General features: G+C 62.9%; 12 protein-coding genes. 8 read left to right on the forward strand and 4 right to left on the reverse strand.

Annotation, left to right across the window (positions count from 1 at the left end; genetic code table 11):
- Positions 1-75: 75 nt before the first annotated feature.
- From AC07V9_RS08940 to mfd, 3 genes are read right to left on the reverse strand one after another with little or no spacing between them, the layout of a single operon-like run.
- Positions 76-2,781, reverse strand: a complete 2,706-nt coding sequence (locus AC07V9_RS08940; protein ID WP_495015364.1) for a DEAD/DEAH box helicase — start codon at positions 2,779-2,781, stop codon at positions 76-78.
- A gap of 13 nt (positions 2,782-2,794) precedes the next feature.
- Positions 2,795-3,331, reverse strand: coding sequence for a peptidoglycan binding protein CsiV (locus AC07V9_RS08945; protein WP_495015365.1), 537 nt, complete (start codon positions 3,329-3,331; stop codon positions 2,795-2,797).
- A 9-nt stretch (positions 3,332-3,340) separates the two neighbouring features.
- Positions 3,341-6,793, reverse strand: coding sequence for a transcription-repair coupling factor (gene mfd, locus AC07V9_RS08950; protein WP_495015366.1), 3,453 nt, complete (start codon positions 6,791-6,793; stop codon positions 3,341-3,343).
- A 181-nt stretch (positions 6,794-6,974) separates the two neighbouring features.
- On the opposite strand from mfd, the gene AC07V9_RS08955 reads away from it, so the two are divergent.
- The 7 genes from AC07V9_RS08955 (at position 6,975) to AC07V9_RS08985 (ending at position 16,977) form a co-directional block, all read left to right on the forward strand.
- A complete protein-coding gene (locus AC07V9_RS08955; RefSeq protein ID WP_495015367.1) occupies positions 6,975-8,438 on the forward strand; it encodes a glyceraldehyde-3-phosphate dehydrogenase in 1,464 nt (487 codons plus the stop codon).
- A gap of 325 nt (positions 8,439-8,763) precedes the next feature.
- Positions 8,764-8,859 (forward strand): K(+)-transporting ATPase subunit F, encoded by a 96-nt coding sequence (gene kdpF, locus AC07V9_RS08960; protein ID WP_037009437.1) that lies wholly within the window; start codon positions 8,764-8,766, stop codon positions 8,857-8,859.
- 5 nt (positions 8,860-8,864) lie between these two features.
- Entirely contained in the window at positions 8,865-10,559 is a 1,695-nt protein-coding gene (kdpA, locus tag AC07V9_RS08965; RefSeq protein ID WP_495015368.1) for a potassium-transporting ATPase subunit KdpA, read from the forward strand.
- A 10-nt stretch (positions 10,560-10,569) separates the two neighbouring features.
- Positions 10,570-12,636, forward strand: coding sequence for a potassium-transporting ATPase subunit KdpB (kdpB, locus tag AC07V9_RS08970; RefSeq protein ID WP_495015369.1), 2,067 nt, complete (start codon positions 10,570-10,572; stop codon positions 12,634-12,636).
- Between the two features lie 79 nt (positions 12,637-12,715).
- Positions 12,716-13,267 carry a potassium-transporting ATPase subunit KdpC gene (gene kdpC / locus AC07V9_RS08975; RefSeq protein WP_495015370.1) on the forward strand — a complete coding sequence of 184 codons (552 nt, stop codon included), beginning with the start codon at positions 12,716-12,718 and terminating at the stop codon, positions 13,265-13,267.
- A 155-nt stretch (positions 13,268-13,422) separates the two neighbouring features.
- On the forward strand, positions 13,423-16,080 hold the full coding sequence (locus AC07V9_RS08980; RefSeq protein WP_495015371.1) for a DUF4118 domain-containing protein: 2,658 nt from the start codon (positions 13,423-13,425) through the stop codon (positions 16,078-16,080).
- Between the two features lie 207 nt (positions 16,081-16,287).
- A complete protein-coding gene (locus AC07V9_RS08985; RefSeq protein WP_495015372.1) occupies positions 16,288-16,977 on the forward strand; it encodes a response regulator in 690 nt (229 codons plus the stop codon).
- Between the two features lie 264 nt (positions 16,978-17,241).
- On the opposite strand, the gene AC07V9_RS08990 is transcribed toward AC07V9_RS08985, so the two are convergent.
- Positions 17,242-18,303, reverse strand: coding sequence for a patatin-like phospholipase family protein (locus AC07V9_RS08990; protein ID WP_495015373.1), 1,062 nt, complete (start codon positions 18,301-18,303; stop codon positions 17,242-17,244).
- Between the two features lie 175 nt (positions 18,304-18,478).
- On the opposite strand from AC07V9_RS08990, the gene AC07V9_RS08995 reads away from it, so the two are divergent.
- Positions 18,479-18,757: a hypothetical protein gene (locus AC07V9_RS08995; protein WP_062381160.1), complete on the forward strand. Its 279-nt coding sequence runs from the start codon at positions 18,479-18,481 to the stop codon at positions 18,755-18,757.
- The last annotated feature ends 289 nt before the right edge of the window (positions 18,758-19,046 follow it).

A 19,046-nucleotide genomic window follows, 5' to 3' on the forward strand; every position in this document is an offset into this window, starting at 1 on the left:
CTGTAGCAGCAGGGCTTGCCGACGGTGGCGATTTACAGGGCGCCACCGGTAAGCCGGATTGCTATAGAAAGCGGCTCAGCGTTTTACCTTCTTCGGCGGTGAGGGCAAGGGCGCGAACAGCGCTTCGATGTCTTCGTCCTGCAGCTTCCAGTCCCCAGCCTTGCGCCCATCCAGCACGCCCGAGGCCAGCGCCGATTTTTCCTGCTGCAGGTGCTGGATTTTCTCCTCCACCGTGCCGCGGGCGATCATCTTGTAGACGAACACCGGTTTCTCCTGGCCGATGCGGTAGGCGCGGTCGGTGGCCTGGTTTTCCGCGGCCGGGTTCCACCACGGGTCGTAGTGGATCACGGTGTCGGCGGCGGTCAGATTCAAGCCGGTGCCGCCAGCCTTGAGGCTGATCAGAAAGATCGAGCGCTTGCCGTTCTGGAATTCCTGCACCGGCGTGCGGCGATCCTTGGTCTGCCCGGTCAGCAGGGCGTACTCGATGCCGCGCTGAGCCAGCTCGGCTTCGATCAGCCCGAGCATCGAGGTGAACTGTGAAAACAGCAGGATCTTGCGATTCTCCGCCAGCAGCTCTTCAAGCATGTCCATCAGGCTTTCCAGCTTGGCGGAGCTGGAATGACGGCCGCTGGCCGGGGCGCTCTTGACCAGCCGCAGGTCACAGCAGACCTGACGCAGTTTGAGCAAGGCTTCGAGGATGATGATCTGGCTGCGCGCCACGCCCTTGGTGGTGATCTCGTCACGCACTTTTTTATCCATGGCCAGGCGCATGGTCTCGTAGACATCCCGCTGCGCGTCGTTGAGTTCGACCCAGTGGATGATCTCGGTCTTGGGCGGCAGCTCGGTGGCCACCTGCTCCTTGGTGCGGCGCAACAGGAACGGCTTGATGCGCGCGTTCAAGTGCTGCAGGCGGGTTTCGTCGCCGAGGCGTTCGATGGGCGTGCGGTAGTTGCTGCTGAACTGCTTCACATCGCCCAGCCAGCCCGGCATGAGGAAGTGGAACAGCGACCACAACTCACCCAAGTGATTCTCCAGCGGCGTGCCACTCAGGCACAGGCGCTGGCGGGCGTTGAGCTGCCGGGCTGCCTGAGCCGCCTTGCTGGTGGGGTTCTTGATGTACTGCGCTTCGTCGAGCACCAGCACATGGAACAGCTGCTTGCTCAGGGTTTCCACGTCCCGGGGCAGCAGGGCGTAGGTGGTCAGGATCAGGTCGTAATCCTTCAAATGCTTGAAGTCGGTGTGTCGATTGGCGCCGTACAGGGCCAGCACCTTGAGCTGGGGGGTGAAATGCCTGGCTTCGTCGACCCAGTTGGGGATCAGGCTGGTGGGCATCACTGCCAACGCGGGTTGATCGAGGCGTCCGGCCTGTTTCTCCATCAGCAGATGGGCGAGGGTCTGCAGCGTCTTGCCCAGGCCCATGTCATCGGCCAGCACGCCGCCGACTTCCAGCTCGCGCAGTGCCTGCATCCAGCTCAGGCCTTCCAGCTGATAAGGGCGCAATTTGGCGTTGAGGCCCTTTGGCGCCTTGACCTGAGTGTTACGAATGTTGACCAGTTGCTCGGCAAATTGCCGCAAGCGGTCGCCGCCTTGCCACACCAGCGGCATGTCGTCCAGGTGGGTGAGGCGACCGGCGTCGGCGGTTTTCAGGCGAATGGAATAGTTGCCGTCCTCGCGCCAGTAGAAATCCCCCAATGTCGCCAGCACCGGCCGCAGACGACCATAGGGCAGGGCCACTTGTATCGGGCCGCCGCCGCGCTGGGTGAAGTGATTGAGCTGCACCAGCAACTGCTCGTCATCGCGACGTTTGGCGATGCCCTCCAGGCTCATCAATTCCGGGTGGGTACGCAGCAGGTTGATCAGGATCGGCAGCAGGCTCAGCCGCTCGCCGTTGACGATGATGCCCAGCTCTAGGTCAAACCAGTCACGTTCCGGCTGCTCGTCGACCACCGCGTACCAGTCGTCGACAGGCGTCACGTCAAAGCCGAAGTCGGCGCTCATTTCCACCTGCCAGCCTTGCTCACGCAGGGTCGGCAGGTCGTCGAGCATGAAACTCAGCCACGCCTTGTCGTTGGGCAGCTCGAACATTTCGCCGGCGGTGTCGGGCAACGCTTTGCTCTGGCGGGTGGCGATGCGAAAGCCCAGTTCCAGCAGTTGTTTGCGGTACTGCGCTTCGATGTCCAGATGCCTGCGCAGGCGCAGGGTTTCGTCCTTCAAATGCCACAGCAAATCGGCGGAACGGCCCGGGCTCGGCACGCCGGAGGCATACAGCTCGCGATACCGAAAGGCCAATGCGGCGCGGTGCTGAATGTGCCGCTGCATCTTGCCGTTGCGGGGTTCGTAAGCGCTGAACTCGAAGCTGGCGAGGATCAGCCGCGGTTCGGGTTTGATCTTCTTCTCGATGCGCTCCGGCACAGCCGGTTTCTCGACGACGATGGGCGTCGGGGCAGGAAGGCCTCGCGCCATGGCCGCCAGAATACCTGGCTTGTTTTCCGGATCCTGCAGGTAGAACAGCGCGGCCGCACAATGTTTGCAGTTGTTTCTGACCGGGCAGGTGCATTTGCCGACCACGAACTGACGATTGCGCTCCGGATCCTTGAATTGCAGGGTCTGGGTGTAGGTTTCCAGGCTCGAACCTTTGCACACCGTGCGCACGATCTCAGGGCTCAGGTGCTGGAGCACGACGCGATTCTGCCGGGCGTAGTCAAGCCCGCGCTCGACACTCTGCGCCTTGAACAAGGGTTCCCATGGCAGGGCCAGGGCTTTTTCCAATAGGGATGACACGTCTTGCCCTACGTCAACGCGGTGCTTGAAGAGGAGAAACCTTGATCAGCATGGCCAGGCTCCCGTTATCCATGTAGGTCAATTCGCCGTTGCGCACCCGAGTCGCCTGACGCATGCGTTCGCTGGTGACCAGCACGCCATGATCGTCGAGCTGATTGACCCAGAAATTGGCGTCGATGTCGGTGAAGCGCGCCAGACCCAGGCTCACCGTGCCCTCGATGGGGAAGTGGCCGAACTGCTCCTGGCCGCTGCTGATCGCCACCTTGCTCGGGGTGGCGCCCAGTTCCTGTTGCCAGGCCCGGTGCAGCAACACCTTATAGTTATCGCTGGCCTCAAGCTTGCCGACCAGTGCGTCAAGCACCGGGGTGGTCTGGTTGTCGGCCCCCAGCTTTGTGGCCCCTGCGGCCCAGTCTTCCGGCGCCGCCTGATTGGTGGCGGCGGGCTCGCCGTTCTGGCGAAACAGAATCAGCTCCACCTGATAAGTGCCATCGGCAAATGCCGCAGGGGCGATCAGCACCAGCAGCAGGGCGAGCGAACGAAACACACGCATGGTGAATCCTTAGGCTGAAGTCGGGGTCAGGCGCTCAAGCAGCGCTTCGATCGTATTGAAGCGCTCCTCGGGACGCTCCATCGGCACCATGAACTTGAACAGCGTGGCGCCTTCGAATTTGTAACGTTTGGGTTGCCCCTGAATCAGCTTGATCAGCGTCAACGGCTCCACTGAAGTATCGGCAGCGAACTCGATTCGTCCACCCTGCGGCCCCGCGTCGATTTTCTTGATGCCCAGTTGCTCGGCCTTGAGTTTCAGCGAGGTCATGCGCACCAGGTTCTTGGTAGGTTCCGGCAGCAGGCCGAAGCGGTCGATCATTTCCACTTGCAGGTCTTTTAGGCCCTCTTCGTCGGCAGCGTTGGCGATGCGTTTGTAGAGAATCAGCCGCGCGTGGACATCCGGCAGGTAGTCCTCCGGAATCAGCCCCGGCACGCGCAGGTTGATCTCCGGCCCGCCACCCAGCGGCTGTTCCAGATTGGGTTGCTCACCCTTGCGGATGGACTTCACCGCGCGTTCGAGCATCTCCATATAAAGGGTGAAGCCCACCGCCTGAATCTGCCCGCTCTGGCCTTCGCCCAACAGCTCGCCCGCGCCACGGATTTCCAGATCGTTGGTGGCCAGCACGAAGCCGGCGCCCAAGTCCTGGGTATTGGCGATGGCCTCCAGACGCTTCTCGGCATCCGCCGTGATCTGCTTGCGCGGCGGCGTCAGCAAGTAGGCGTAGGCCTGGTGGTGACTGCGCCCGACCCGGCCGCGCAACTGGTGCAGCTGGGCCAGGCCGAACTTGTCGGCGCGTTCGATGATGATGGTGTTGGCGCTCGGCACGTCGATGCCGGTCTCGATGATGGTCGAGGCGATCAGCACGTTGAAGCGCTTGTGATAGAAGTCGCTCATCACCTGTTCGAGGTCGCGTTCGTTCATCTGCCCATGGCCGATGCCGATACGGGCTTCGGGCACCAGCTCGGCGAGATCGGCGGCGCACTTCTCGATGGTCTTCACGTCGTTGTGCAGGTAGTACACCTGACCACCGCGCAGCAGCTCACGCAACAGCGCCTCTTTGACGGTCGGCTTGTTCTGCTCCATGACGAAGGTGCGTACCGACAGGCGTCGGGCCGGCGGGGTGGCGATGATCGACAGGTCGCGCATGCCGGCGACAGCCATGTTCAAGGTGCGCGGGATCGGCGTGGCGGTGAGGGTCAGGATGTCGACCTCGCTGCGCAGGGCCTTGAGCTGCTCCTTCTGACGCACGCCGAAGCGGTGCTCTTCGTCGATGATCACCAGGCCCAGATTTTTGACCTTGACGTCATCCTGCAACAGCTTGTGGGTGCCGATGACGATGTCGATCTTGCCTTCGGCCAGCTCAGCCACCGCAGCGTTGATCTCTTTGGCCGACTTGAAGCGGCTCATCACCTCGACCTTCACCGGCCAGTCGGCAAAGCGGTCGCGGAAGCTGTTGTAGTGCTGCTGGGCGAGCAGGGTGGTGGGGACCAGAATCGCCACCTGCTTGCCGCCATGCACGGCAATGAAGGCTGCGCGCATGGCCACTTCGGTCTTGCCGAAACCCACGTCGCCGCAGACTAAGCGGTCCATAGGCTTGGGCGCCAGCATGTCGGCGCGCACGGCTTCGATGGTGGTCTGCTGGTCCGGGGTTTCTTCGAACGGGAAACCGGCGCTGAAGGTCTCGTAGTCCAGCTTCGGATCAGCGAACGCATAGCCTTCGCGGGCGGCGCGACGGGCGTAGATGTCGAGCAGTTCGGCGGCCACGTCGCGCACCTGTTCGGCAGCCTTGCGCTTGGCTTTCTGCCAGGCTTCGGAGCCCAGGCGGTGCAGCGGCGCGAGTTCGTCGTCGCTGCCGGTGTAGCGGGCGATCAGGTGCAGATTGGCGACCGGCACGTACAGCTTGGCCTCGTCGGCGTAGGCCAGCATGAGGAATTCGGCGACCTGGTTTTCCACCTCAAGGGTCGCCAGGCCCAGATAGCGACCGACGCCATGGTCGATGTGCACCACCGGCGCGCCTTCACGCAGCTCGGCGAGGTTCTTGATCACCGCGTCGCTGGAGTGGCCGTCCATGCGCTTCTCGCGACGACGGCGCTGCATGACCCGTTGCCCGAACAGCGGGCTTTCGGCGACCAGCGCCAAGGCCGGTTGCTCCAGGACAAGCCCTTCGTCCAGCGGCGCGATGGTGATCGCCAGCCGCTCCTTGCTGTCGACGAATTCCTGCCAGCTGTCGAGGGTTTTCGGGCGCAGTTTCAGGCGGTCGAGCAGTTCCAGCAGCACTTCCCGGCGACCGGCGGATTCGGCGGTGAACAGCACGCGACCGGGGAAGTCGTTAAGGAAGGTCGACAGCGCCGCCAGCGGCTGGTTGGCCTTGGCTTCGATGGCCAGATCGGGCAACGCCTGAGCCGGGAAACGTTCGCGGCCGACGCCCGTTTCTACGTCGTCCTGACTTGCGACGACACGCGGCCAGCTTTTCAGACGGGCGAAGCAGTCTTCCACCGGCAGGAACAGCTCGTCCGGCGGCAGCAAGGGACGGTCCGGGTCGACGCGGCGCTCTTCATAGCGGTTGCGCACGTCCTTCCAGAAGGTTTCCGCCGCCGCTTCAATGCCCGGCAGCGAGAACACCTGGGTGTCCTGGGGCAGGTAGTCGAACAGGGTGGAGGTTTCTTCGAAGAACAGCGGAATGTAGTACTCGATACCTGCCGGTGTGATGCCGCTGTTCAGGTCCTGAAAGATCGGGCTGCGACGGAAGTCGACATCGAAACGCTCGCGAAAACGCGCCTTGAAGCGGGTGACGGCTTCCTTCTGCAGCGGAAACTCCTTGGCCGGCAACAGACGCACCGAATCGACCTTGTCGATGGAACGCTGGGTTTCCGGCTCGAAGGTGCGCAGGGTCTCGATTTCATCGTCGAACAGATCGATCCGGTAGGGCAGTTTGCTGCCCATCGGGAACAGGTCGATCAGCGCGCCGCGCACCGTGAACTCGCCGTGCTCGTACACCGTGTCGACGTAGCGGTAGCCGCTGGCTTCAAGCCGCGTGCGCATCGCTTCGACATCGAGCTTCTGGCCAACATCGAGCACCAGGCTGCTGCCGAGCAGGAATTTGGTCGGCGCCAGGCGGTGCAGGGCGGTGGTGATCGGCACCACCAGCACGCCATGTTCCAGCTCCGGGAGCCGGTAGAGGCTGGCGATACGCTGAGAAATGATGTCCTGATGGGGCGAGAACAGGTCGTACGGAAGGGTTTCCCAGTCAGGGAAATGCAGGACCGGCAGGGTGGGGGCGAAAAACTTCAGTTCCTGCTCCAACCGCTCGGCGCTCTGGCTGTCGGCGGTCAAAAGCAGGGTGAAGCGTTTCGCGGCGCTTGCAGCCTCGGCAATGGCCAGACTTTGAGCGGCACCGGGCAGGTTGCCCCAATGTTGTTTGCCTGCGGCGGCAGGAAGAATCGGTAGGCGCAGAACGGGCACGGAAGATAGAGCTCCAGGCGTTGCGGCAAAGCCTGTGATTGTAACTAAATCGGCAAACCGCTGTCAGTTTTGTGCTCGCCTTTGTGGCAGCCAAATTATGTAGTGCCCGGCAAGATGAAAACTCCGGATTGCTCATAAACAAAGGCTTGGGCATAATGTAGTCCCTTTTTTCAGCCCCTACATGTGGAAGGTTCCCGTGACTCAGAAGCCCGACCAGTGTCTTGGTGAATGGATCGATCGTGAAGCGCTCGCCGAGGCCATGATCCCGCTTATCGGTCAGCTCTACCGCAATAACAATGTGGTGAGTTCGATCTACGGCCGTACCCTGATCAACCGTTCCGTGATTGCGATTCTCAAAGCCCACCGCTTTGCCCGCCATCGTCAAGCCGATGCGACCGAGTTGTCCGTACACGAGACTTTCCCGCTCATCAAAGCGATGAGCGAGCTCAAACTGGGCGCCGCTTCGGTGGACCTGGGCAAGCTGGCGGTCAAATACAAGGCTCAAGCCAATGGCCGCACCGCCGAGCAGTTCGTTCGCGAAGAAATGGCCGAAATCGTTGGGCAGCAGAACTCCGGCGCGCGTAAAGGCACCGACGTCGTCCTCTATGGTTTCGGTCGTATCGGTCGCCTGCTGGCGCGCATCCTGATCGAAAAAACCGGTGGCGGCGACGGCCTGCGTCTGCGCGCCATCGTGGTCCGCAAGGGTTCGGAAAACGACCTGATCAAGCGCGCCAGCCTGCTGCGTCGTGACTCGGTGCACGGCCCGTTCGATGGCACCATCACCATCGACGAAGCCAACAACACCATCACCGCGAACGGCAACCTGATCCAGGTGATCTACGCCAAGAACCCGACCGAGGTGGACTACACCCAGTACGGCATCAAGGACGCGCTGCTGGTCGACAACACCGGCGTGTGGCGTGATGCCGACGGTCTGGGCCAGCACCTGCAGTGCCCTGGCGTCGATCGCGTGGTGCTGACCGCACCGGGCAAGGGCAAGCTGAAGAACATCGTTCACGGCATCAACCATCAGCAGATCACCGCTGATGACAAGATCGTTTCGGCGGCGTCCTGCACCACCAACGCCATCGTGCCGGTCCTCAAGGCCATCAACGACAAGTTCGGGATCGTCAACGGTCATGTTGAAACGGTTCACTCGTACACCAACGACCAGAACCTGATCGACAACTTCCACAAGGGCGATCGCCGTGGCCGTAGCGCCGCGCTGAACATGGTGATCACCGAAACCGGTGCTGCCACCGCTGCTGCCAAGGCCCTGCCTGAGCTGGCCGGCAAGCTGACCGGCAACGCGATCCGCGTTCCGACGCCGAACGTTTCGATGGCGATCCTGAACCTGAACCTGAACGCGACCACCAGCCGCGAAGAAGTCAACGAATACCTGCGCCAGACCGCGCTGTATTCGGACCTGCACAAGCAGATCGATTTCGTTGCCTCGCAGGAGGTGGTATCCACCGACTTCGTGGGTTCGCGTCACGCCGGTGTGGTCGACGCTGAAGCCACCATCGTCAACGATAACCGCGTTGTGTTGTACGTCTGGTACGACAACGAATTCGGTTACAGCTGCCAGGTGGTTCGTGTGATGGAAGACATGGCCGGGGTCAACCCGCCTGCGTTTCCCAAGTAATGTGAGGGCAGCGGCGGGTAAGGATTTGCCCGCTAAAGCCTGATGAAAACGCCCCGATTGGTTCGGGGCGTTTTTTTTGTATCGGGTTTTTACCGTTTCGGATGATGCCGCCGGTTTCTGCCAGAGGGCATCACTGGCAGCCGTGAAATCAAGTGCATCCTTGGGCAAGCCTCTGTAAACGCGCTCTTTACAGCCTCCGGCTCAACAATCCCGGCAGTCTTTACACTTTCTTTATGCCCGGCACCTGCGGTCGATCTCGTTCCTTTACACCCCTCGTGACGACAATTCCTGCACACGGCAATCGCCGTATGACGGAGAGGTTTTCATGAGCGTTCTGGATGGGGTGTCACTGCTGTTGGCGGCAGGGTTGTTCGTGTACTTGCTGGTGGCGCTGCTGCGCGCTGGCCGGGTCGAGGAGTGACGACCATGCACGGTTACGACTATCTGCTGATTCTGGCCTTCTTCGCGCTGGTACTGCTGCCGGCGCCATTGCTGGGCCGCTTCTATTACAAGGTCATGGAGGGTGAGCGCACGTTCCTGACCCCGGTGATGGGGCCGGTCGAGCGCATTTGCTATCGCCTGTCTGGCGTCGACCCCAAGGTCGAGCAGAACTGGAAAACCTACACTCTGGCCCTGCTGGCGTTCAACCTGGCGGGCTTTGTCGTGCTGTTCGCGATTCTGCTGTTGCAGGGTGCACTGCCGCTTAACCCGCAAGGCTTGCCGGGGATGGAGTGGTCGCTGGCGTTCAACACCGCGATGAGCTTCGTCACCAACACCAACTGGCAGAGCTACAGCGGCGAATCTTCCCTGAGCTACCTGAGCCAGATGGCCGGCCTGACCGTGCAGAACTTCGTCAGCGCCGCCACCGGCATCGCCGTGCTGGTCGCTTTCTGTCGCGGGATCGGTCGTCGTTCGACGCAGCATCTGGGCAACTTCTGGGCCGACATGACCCGCGCGACCCTCTACGGTCTGCTGCCGCTGTGCATCGTGCTGGCGTTGTTCCTCGTCTGGCAGGGCGTGCCGCAAACCTTCGCCCACTATGTTGATGCGGTGACGCTGCAAGGCGCTGACCAGAGCATTCCTCTGGGCCCGGCCGCCAGCCAGATCGCCATCAAGCAACTGGGCACCAACGGCGGTGGCTTCTTCGGCGTCAACTCGGCGCACCCGTTCGAAAACCCGACGGCATGGAGCAACCTGTTCGAGCTGGTGTCGATCATCCTGATCCCGGTGGCGCTGGTGTTCACCTTTGGCCACTACGTCAAGGACATGCGCCAGAGCCGCGCCATCGTCGCCTGCATGCTGACGCTGTTCCTGATCGGCGGCGCCACCGCGCTGTGGGCCGAATATCAGCCCAACCCGACGCTGAATATCGCCTCCGTCGAGCAGACCGCGCCGATGGAAGGTAAGGAAACCCGCTTCGGCACCACCGCTACTGTGCTTTGGGCGACGACCACGACCGCGGCCTCCAACGGTTCGGTCAATGGCATGCACGACAGCCTCAACCCGCTGAGCGGCATGATTGCGTTGGCCAACATGATGGTCGGCGAAGTGATCTTCGGCGGCGTCGGCGCGGGCTTGTACGGGATGTTGCTCAACGTGCTGATCGCCGTATTCCTCGCGGGTTTGATGATCGGTCGCACGCCGGAATACCTCGGCAAGAAGCTGCAGGCCCGAGAAGTGAAACTGCTGGTCGCGACCCTCATCGTCATGCCGGTCGGCGTGCTGGTGTTCGGTGCCCTGGCGGCCTCGCTGCCCGGCCCTGTGGGAGCGGTGAGCAACCCCGGCGCTCACGGTTTCAGCCAGCTGCTGTACACCTACACCTCGGCCACCGCCAACAACGGCTCGGCGTTCGGCGGCTTTAGCGCCAACACCCTGTTCCACAATCTGATGCTGAGCCTGTCGATGTTCATCGGCCGCTTCGGCTACATCCTGCCGGTGCTGGCCCTTGCGGGCAGTCTGGCGGCGAAGAAGACCGCGCCTCTGGGCCTGAACAGCTTCCCGACTCATGGCCCGCTGTTCGTCACCCTGCTGACCGTGACCATTTTGCTGGTGGGCGGCCTGACGTTCCTGCCGACCCTGGCACTGGGTCCGATTGCCGAACACTTGAGCCTGGGCTTCTGAGGATCGAATCATGAACATGCATGCACCTGTCACAAAGAACCCCGAACACGCCTCGGTCGCAGAACCCGCAAAGACCGGCTTCGCTGCGCTATGGCGTCCGGCGCTGGTCCAGGCCTTCGTCAAGCTCGATCCGCGTCAGTTACAACGCGCACCGGTGATGCTGGTGGTCGAGCTGACCGCGATCCTCACCACTATCCTGTGCCTGATCCCCAACCCTGCCGTACCGACCTTTGTCGCCGTGCAGATCGCGGTGTGGTTGTGGTTCACCGTGCTGTTCGCCAACTTTGCCGAGGCACTGGCCGAAGGCCGTGGCAAGGCCCGGGCCGACAGCCTAAAGGCCGGCACCGAGGGCCTGAAAGCCTGTCTGCAAGGGGCGACCGGGGCCTTCATCACGGTCAACGCCAGCACCTTGCGCAAGGGCGATGTGGTGCGCGTCGAAGCGGGGGAGCTGATTCCCGGTGACGGCGAGGTCATCGAGGGCATCGCGGCGGTCAACGAAGCAGCGATCACCGGTGAATCCGCGCCAGTGATTCGCGAGTCCGGCGGCGACCGCTCGGCGGTCACCGGCAACACCCGACTGGTCTCGGACTGGCTGCTGGTGCGCATCAGCGCCAACCCCGGCGAGTCGACCCTGGACCGCATGATCGCCCTGGTCGAAGGTGCCAAACGCCAGAAAACCCCCAATGAAGTCGCGCTGGATATCCTGCTGATCGGCCTGACCCTGATCTTCCTGCTGGTGGTCGTCACCCTGCAGCCGTTCGCCCATTTCGCCGGCGGCAACCTGCCGCTGGTGTTCTTGGTGGCGCTGCTGGTGACGCTGATCCCGACCACCATTGGCGGCCTGCTGTCGGCCATCGGCATCGCCGGGATGGATCGCCTGGTGCGCCTGAACGTGATCGCCAAATCCGGCCGTGCGGTCGAGGCGGCAGGGGACGTCCACGTATTGCTGCTGGACAAGACCGGCACCATCACTTTCGGCAACCGTCGTTGCGCGGCGGTGTACGCGGCGCCCGGCGTTAGCGGCAAAGAGCTGAGCGAAGGCACGTTGCTGGCGTCTCTGGCCGACGACACCGCCGAGGGCAAGTCCATCGTCGAATACCTGCGCGCGCTGAACCCGATGGTCGAGCCTGCGCCGAGCCAGTTGACGGCCGTGCCGTTCAGCGCCGAAACCCGCCTGTCTGGCGTCGACTTCGATGGCCGTGTGTACCGCAAGGGCGCCGTGGATTCGCTGCTCAAGTTCATCGGCCGTGACCGCGCCGACCTGCCGCAGACCCTGGCCCGCGAGATCGACAAGATCGCCAAGACCGGTGGCACGCCCCTGCTGGTTTCGGTGGACAACACATTGCTGGGCGCGATTCACCTCAAGGACGTGGTCAAGCCCGGCATTCGCGAGCGTTTCGACGAGCTGCGCAAGCTGGGCATTCGCACGGTCATGGTCACCGGCGACAACCCGCTGACCGCTGCTGCGATTGCCGCTGAAGCGGGCGTTGATGACGTGCTGGCCGAAGCGACTCCCGAGAAAAAGCTGGAGCGCATTCGTCAGGAGCAGAACGACGGGCGTCTGGTGGCGATGTGCGGCGACGGCGCCAACGACGCCCCGGCGCTGGCTCAGGCGGACGTCGGCATGGCCATGAACGACGGCACCCAGGCGGCGCGGGAGGCAGCCAACATGGTCGACCTGGATAGCGATCCGACCAAGCTGCTGGACGTGGTGCAGATCGGGAAGGAACTGCTGGTCACCCGTGGCGCGCTGACGACGTTCTCCATTGCCAACGACGTGGCCAAGTACTTCGCCATCCTGCCGGCGCTGTTCGCGGCGATCTATCCGCAACTGGGCGTGCTCAACATCATGCACCTGGCCAGTCCGCAAAGCGCGATCCTGTCGGCCATCGTCTTCAACGCGCTGATCATCGTGGTGCTGATTCCGCTGGCCCTGCGTGGGGTGCGCGTGCAGGCGGCGAGTGCCGCGCATCTGCTGCGTCGCAACCTGTTGATTTACGGGCTGGGCGGGATTGTCGTGCCGTTCGTGGGCATCAAGGCGATCGACCTGTTGCTGACCGGCCTGCATCTGGTTTAAGGGCTGTTAACTGTGCTGCGGGGCCCGTTGGTTCACTCGAACGCGCCCGCAGCCACTCGATTTGATTGAGGATTGAATGATGTCGACTATAGTGCGTCCCGCTGTGAGTCTGATTGTGTTGATGACCCTGATCACCGGCGTGGCTTATCCGTTGGTGGTGACGGGCGTTGCGCAAGTGGCGTTTCCGGAACAGGCCAACGGCAGCCTGGTGTATGACGATCAGGACAAGGTGCGGGGCTCGGAATTGATCGCGCAGAGCTTCACGGGTGAGCAGTGGTTCCATTCTCGTCCATCGGCCGGGGCCTATGCCACCGTGGCCAGTGGCGCGAGCAACCTGGCGCCGAGCAACCCGGCGCTGGCCACCCGCATCGGTGACGATGCGGCCAGGGAAAAGGTTGAAGGGCAGGGGCCTGTGCCATTGAACCTGCTGACCACCTCAGGCAGTGGCCTGGACCCTCATCTGTCGCCTGCCGCTGCCGATTATCAGATAACCCGCGTGGCCGTAGCCCGGCACCTGCCTCGGGAAACCGTACAGCGCTTGGTGGTAGCCAACACCCATAGCCCGCTGATTGGCCCGGCAGTGGTGAATGTGCTGGCCTTGAACCAGAGTTTGAGTGAGATTCGCCAGTAATAGAGACGCCCTGTAGGAGCGCGCTTGCCCGCGACGGCGGTGTGTCAGGCAACATATGTTTCACAGCCAAACCGCCATCGCGGGCAAGCGCGCTCCCACAGGGACGGTGGCGGTCCTGAGGCTATCAACGAACTATTTTCATCAGGACAACCATCTTGAATTCAGACAGCCGCGCCGATGCCTTGCTGGCCACGCTCCCCCGGGATGACCGTGGCCGCTTGAAGGTGTTTCTGGGGGCTGCCCCCGGCGTCGGCAAGACCTTCGCCATGTTGCAGGCAGCGCACACGCAACTGCGTCAAGGTGTTTCCCTGCTGGTCGGGGTGGTCGAGACCCATGGCCGCGCCGAGACCGAAGCCCTGCTCGGCGGCCTGCCGCAACTGCCGATGCTGCGCTCTGAGTACCGTGGCGTGATGCTCGAAGAAATGGACCTGGACGGCCTGCTCAAGGCCGGGCCGAAACTGGTGCTGGTCGACGAACTGGCCCACAGCAATGCGCCAGGCAGTCGCCACGCCAAACGCTGGCAGGACATTCAGGAGCTGCTCTCGGCGGGCATCGATGTCTACACCACGGTCAACGTGCAGCACCTGGAAAGCCTTAACGATCAGGTGCGTGGCATCACCGGCGTGCAAGTGCGCGAAACCCTGCCGGACTGGGTGTTGCAGGAAGCCTACGAACTGGTGCTCATCGACCTGCCGCCCCGGGAACTGCTGGAGCGCCTGCGCGACGGCAAGGTGTATGTGCCGGAGCAGGCGCGGGCGGCCATCGATGCCTTTTTCACCCAGACCAACCTCACCGCCCTGCGCGAGCTGGCGATGCAGACCGCAGCGGCTCAGGTCGATAACGATCTGGCGCTGGGCTATCGGCAGATGGGGCAGGCCGCACCGGCTGTGCGCGGGCGCCTGCTGGTGGGCGTCGATGGCGATGCCCAGGCCGAGCGTCTGGTGCGTCATGCCAGTCGCGTGGCACAACGGCGGCATCTGCCGTGGAGTCTGGTGCATGTCGACAACGGCCGCTTCTTCGACGAACTGGCGCGCAGCCGCCTGCAAAGTGCCCAGCAACTGGCCGAGCGACTGGGCGGCGAAGTGGTGGTGCTGCGCGCGCCGGAAGTGGCGAAAACCCTGATTCAACACGCCGCCGAGCGTCGCGCCAGTCTGGTGCTGGTGGGGCAGTCGCGGCCCTTGCTGCGTCGGCGGCTGTTCGGTGGTGGACTGGCTGCGCGTCTGCTGCGCAATGCCCAGGGCTTGGAGATCAACGTGCTCGACAGCGAAGCGCGCCCCGATCAACCGCGCTCGACCACACCGCGCACGCTGCAATGGTTCGATTACCTGCTGGCGGTGCTCGCCACGGTCTGCGCCAGCGCCCTGGCCTGGGCGGTGTCCAGTGTGCTGGCGTTGCCCAACATCTCGCTGGTGTTTCTAGCCGCTGTGTTGCTGGTGGCCGTGCGCAGCAGCGTGGGGCCGGCGATGGTCTGCTCGGTGCTGTCGTTTCTGGCGTACGACTTTCTGTTCATCCCGCCGAATTTCTCCCTGAGCATTCAGCGCGAGGAGGACGTGCTGACCTTGCTCTTCTTCCTGATGATGGCGGCGCTGACCGGCAACCTCGCGGCTCGCCAGCGTCGCCAGTTGCAAGCTTTGCGCGACACCCAGCAAGAGACCAGCGAACTGCTCGACCTGTCCAAACGCCTCACCGCCGCGACCGATCGACAAGCGGTTCTGAGCGCAGCAGACCATCACTTGGCAGGGTGGAATGAGCTGCGGGTCTGCATCCTCGACAATCAAGGGGCCTCAGGCTGGAAAGTGGAAGTGGGCCGCGCGCTGGAGTTTTCCGAGTTCGAGCGCGCCGCCGCCGACTGGGCCTGGCAACACGGTCAGCCCGCAGGCCGAGGCACCGGCACGCTGCCGTCGGGTGAGTGGTGGTGGCTGCCGTTGTGGGTCGACGATGCGCCGCTGGCGTTGCTCGGCGTGCGTCCGCGTCAGGGCCAGAGCTTCACGGCCCAGCGTCGTCGCCTGTTGACAGCCCTCAGTCAGCCCTTGGGCCAAGCCTTGGCGCGCGCGCGACTGGCCGAGGACCTGGAGGCGGCGCGTCTGCATGGCGAAACCGAACAACTGCGCAGCGCCTTGCTGGCCTCGGTGTCCCACGATTTGCGCACGCCATTGACCGCCATGCGCGGCAGCATCGACAGCCTCTTGGCGCTGGGCGAGGCCATCCCGCTGGACGACCGCCGCGAGCTGCTGGAAGGCACCCGCGATGAAGCCGAGCGGCTGGACCGCTACATCCAGAATCTGCTGGACATGACCCGGCTGGGCCACGGCGCGCTGAAACTGGCGCGGGACTGGGTCTCGCCCGGCGACATCGTCGGCAGTACCCTGAATCGTCTGCGCGCTGTGCTGGCGCCTTTGCAGGTGAGCACCGAGCTGCCGGTCGACCTGCCGCTGCTCTACGTTCACGCCGCGTTGATCGAGCAGGCGCTGATCAACGTGGTGGAAAACGCCGCGCGCTTCTCGCCGCTTCATGGCCGCTTGCAGATTCGCGTGGAGGCCTCGCACGATGAGCTGGCCTTTGCGGTGAGCGACGAAGGGCCGGGGATTCCCGAGGCCGAGCGGGCGAAGATTTTCGACATGTTCTACACCGCTGCCCGGGGCGATCGCGGCGGGCAGGGCACAGGGCTCGGGCTGGCGATCTGTCAGGGCATGGTCGGCGCCCATGGCGGACGCATCAGCGTCGGCGACGGCCTCGACGGTCGCGGCACCTGCATCAGCCTGCACCTGCCGTTGCAGGCCCAGCCCGAGGCAGAAATGGAGCAGGTTGTTTGAGCAGGCGATGGGTTACGCTTATTGCCTGTGAGCCTGAAAATGGATGAGCTCGCCGGCCAAGCAAATCAACCTGTGGGAGCGAACTCATTCGCGAGAGGCCGGTACATCCGACGCACCAGTATCGTCTGATCGAGTTTCGCGAATGAATTCGCTCCCACAGGTCTGGGCTTTGCCACAGATCAAGGTCGACAAATTGACAGGAAAACCATGAGCCAGACGGCAACCATTCTGGTGATCGACGACGAGCCACAGATCCGCAAATTCCTGCGCATCAGCCTTTCGTCGCAAGGCTACAAAGTGCTGGAAGCGGGCACCGGCAACGAGGGCCTCAGCCAGGCCGCATTGAACAAGCCCGACTTGCTGGTGCTCGACCTGGGCCTGCCGGACATGGACGGGCAGGAGGTGCTGAGCCAGTTCCGCGAGTGGTCGGCGGTACCGGTGCTGGTGTTGTCGGTGCGCGCCAGCGAAAGCGAGAAAGTCCGCGCGCTGGATGCCGGGGCCAACGATTACGTGACCAAACCTTTCGGCATTCAAGAGTTTCTAGCGCGGATTCGCGCGCTGCTGCGCCAGGCGCCGGAGACCGGGCAAACCGAATCAGCGCTGGTGATCGGCCCGCTGACCGTGGACCTGGCCTATCGACGGGTGCTGCTGGACGCTGTCGAGGTGGCCCTTACGCGCAAGGAGTACGCCGTGCTGGCGCAACTGGCGCGGCATCCGGGGCGGGTCATCACGCAGCAGCAGTTGCTCAAGGACATCTGGGGCCCGACTCATGTGGAGGACACCCATTACCTGCGTATCGTCGTCGGCCACCTGCGCCAAAAACTGGCCGACGACCCTGCTGCGCCACGGTTCATCATGACCGAGGCGGGGGTGGGGTATCGGTTGGTGGGGGGCTGAGGTTCTGTGTCCGGCCGCTAAAACGCTTTCGCGGCCGTCGTAACCTCCGACTGCTCCTACAGGTTCAGCGGTGTAACGTTGGCACACACCCGCTGACCCTGCCATCTGGTGTCTACCGCCAACCTCAGGCCCGCAGCAAATCCTGTGGGAGCAGTCGGAGGTTACGACGGCCGCGAAGACGGTGGCTCAGTCACTGCATGTGCATCTGACCCGGTGCCTTCGTGAGCAAGCACTCCCACACAATCTTCGGCCCACGCGTCGGACTCAATGCTCCCGCTCATACCGGTCCAGCGTATCGCGCGCGATTTCCCGTCCCAGGGCGATCAGTTCCGGCGCCTTGTAAAACTCGAAAAACCGGCACACCCGCTTGGGCACGTTGATCAGGATGTCTGGCGGGTAGCCGGCAATCTTGTACTGCGCCAGGGAGGTCTGCATCACCTCGAAGCTCTGGTTGATCAGGTCCAGCAACGACGCGGGGCCGACGTTATCGACGATCACTGAACCGCTGGCCGATTTCGGCGCACCGGGTTCGGTGGGGGCGGCGGCTGGCTGCTGGCCTTGAGGATCGGCGGATTCCGGACCGCGATCGCCCTGCCACGGGTCGGGCAAAATGGCTGCGCTGGCCTTGAGGCTGTCCTGCTCCAGACGCAACACGTCATTGCCTGCCACGTCTATCTTGCGTCGGAACGGGAGGTGCGAGCCGATAGAGCTGATCAGGCTGTCAAAGCGCTTCTTCACGGCAGGCGGGCGTTCGATCACCGGCAGCTGGTAATGCTTCTGGTTGGTGGAGTTGAGGTTGACCGCCACGATCAGGTCGCAATGGCTGGACACCACCGGCACGATCGGCAGCGGGTTGAGCAGGCCGCCGTCCACCAGCGTGCGGTTGCCCTGAACCACTGGCGTGAACAGGCTGGGGATCGCCGCCGAGGCGCGCATGGCCGAGTGCAGATTGCCTTCCTGAAACCAGATCTCCTGTTGGTTGGTCAGGTCGGTGGCGACAGCGGTGTAGGGGATGCGCAGGTCTTCGATGTTGATCTCGCCGACGATCTCGCGGATCTGCCCGAAAACCTTTTCCCCTCGAATGGCCCCGAGACGAAAGCTCACGTCTACCAGACGCAGCACGTCGAGGTAATCCAGGCTTTCGATCCAGGCCTTGTATTGCGGCAACTTTCCCGCCGCATAGATGCCGCCCACCACGGCGCCCATCGAGCACCCGGCAATGCAGGCGATGTCATAGCCACGGCGTTCCAGTTCCTCGATCACCCCGATGTGTGCATACCCCCTGGCGCCCCCGGACCCCAGGACCAGCGCGATTCTTTTCTTCATTCGCAGGCTCCCCGTCGCAAGGCTTCTACCCTACGCCCAAGGCGGGCGCGATTCATCAGGTCGGGGGCAGATTTTTTCGAGGAAATAGATACTTCGCGAGCGCCGACTGTGGCACTTTTACATCGCCCTATCGTCCAACCCGCATTGCCGATTTCCTTTGTTGAGGTAACACCCGATGAAAGCCTGGATCTGTCTGCCATTGCTCGCCCTCGTTCTCACAGGCTGCGCCGGTAAAACCGCTTATCGTGACAGTTGCGCCACTAATCTGGATGCTGCGTGGCACGAGCTGGATCTGGCCAAGGCCGAAGGTTTTGCTGGCACGGTCAGCTATTCCAAAGCCCTGTCGCTGCTGACGGGCGCCAAGACCCAGCAGCAATTCGAAGCCTTTGAAGGCTGCAGTGAAAAGGCCGAGAAGGCGCGCTTCTATATTCGTGAGTCCCGCGCGGGGCGCTAAGTCCGTCGTGTCAACACCGCCAAACATGTGACTGCAGGACCTGTGGGAGCGAATTCATTCGCGAGACGTAGGTACAGACGATAGAAATTTTCGGATGTACCGGCCCTTCGCGAATGAATTCGCTCCCACAGGTGTTTTCGAGCGCTGAAATTCCGGCGTTGAAACCCTCGACCCTGCATCCTTGTTATAAATCCTCCCGATTCCTCTTATCCGCTCTGGCGAAACCGCCTACGCTGACTTTAAAGTGGCAGCACGTCTGGCATCTTCTGCAGTCCTACTAGCCAAGAGC

It is taken from the genome of Pseudomonas sp. GW821-FHT02A11 (assembly GCF_059421985.1).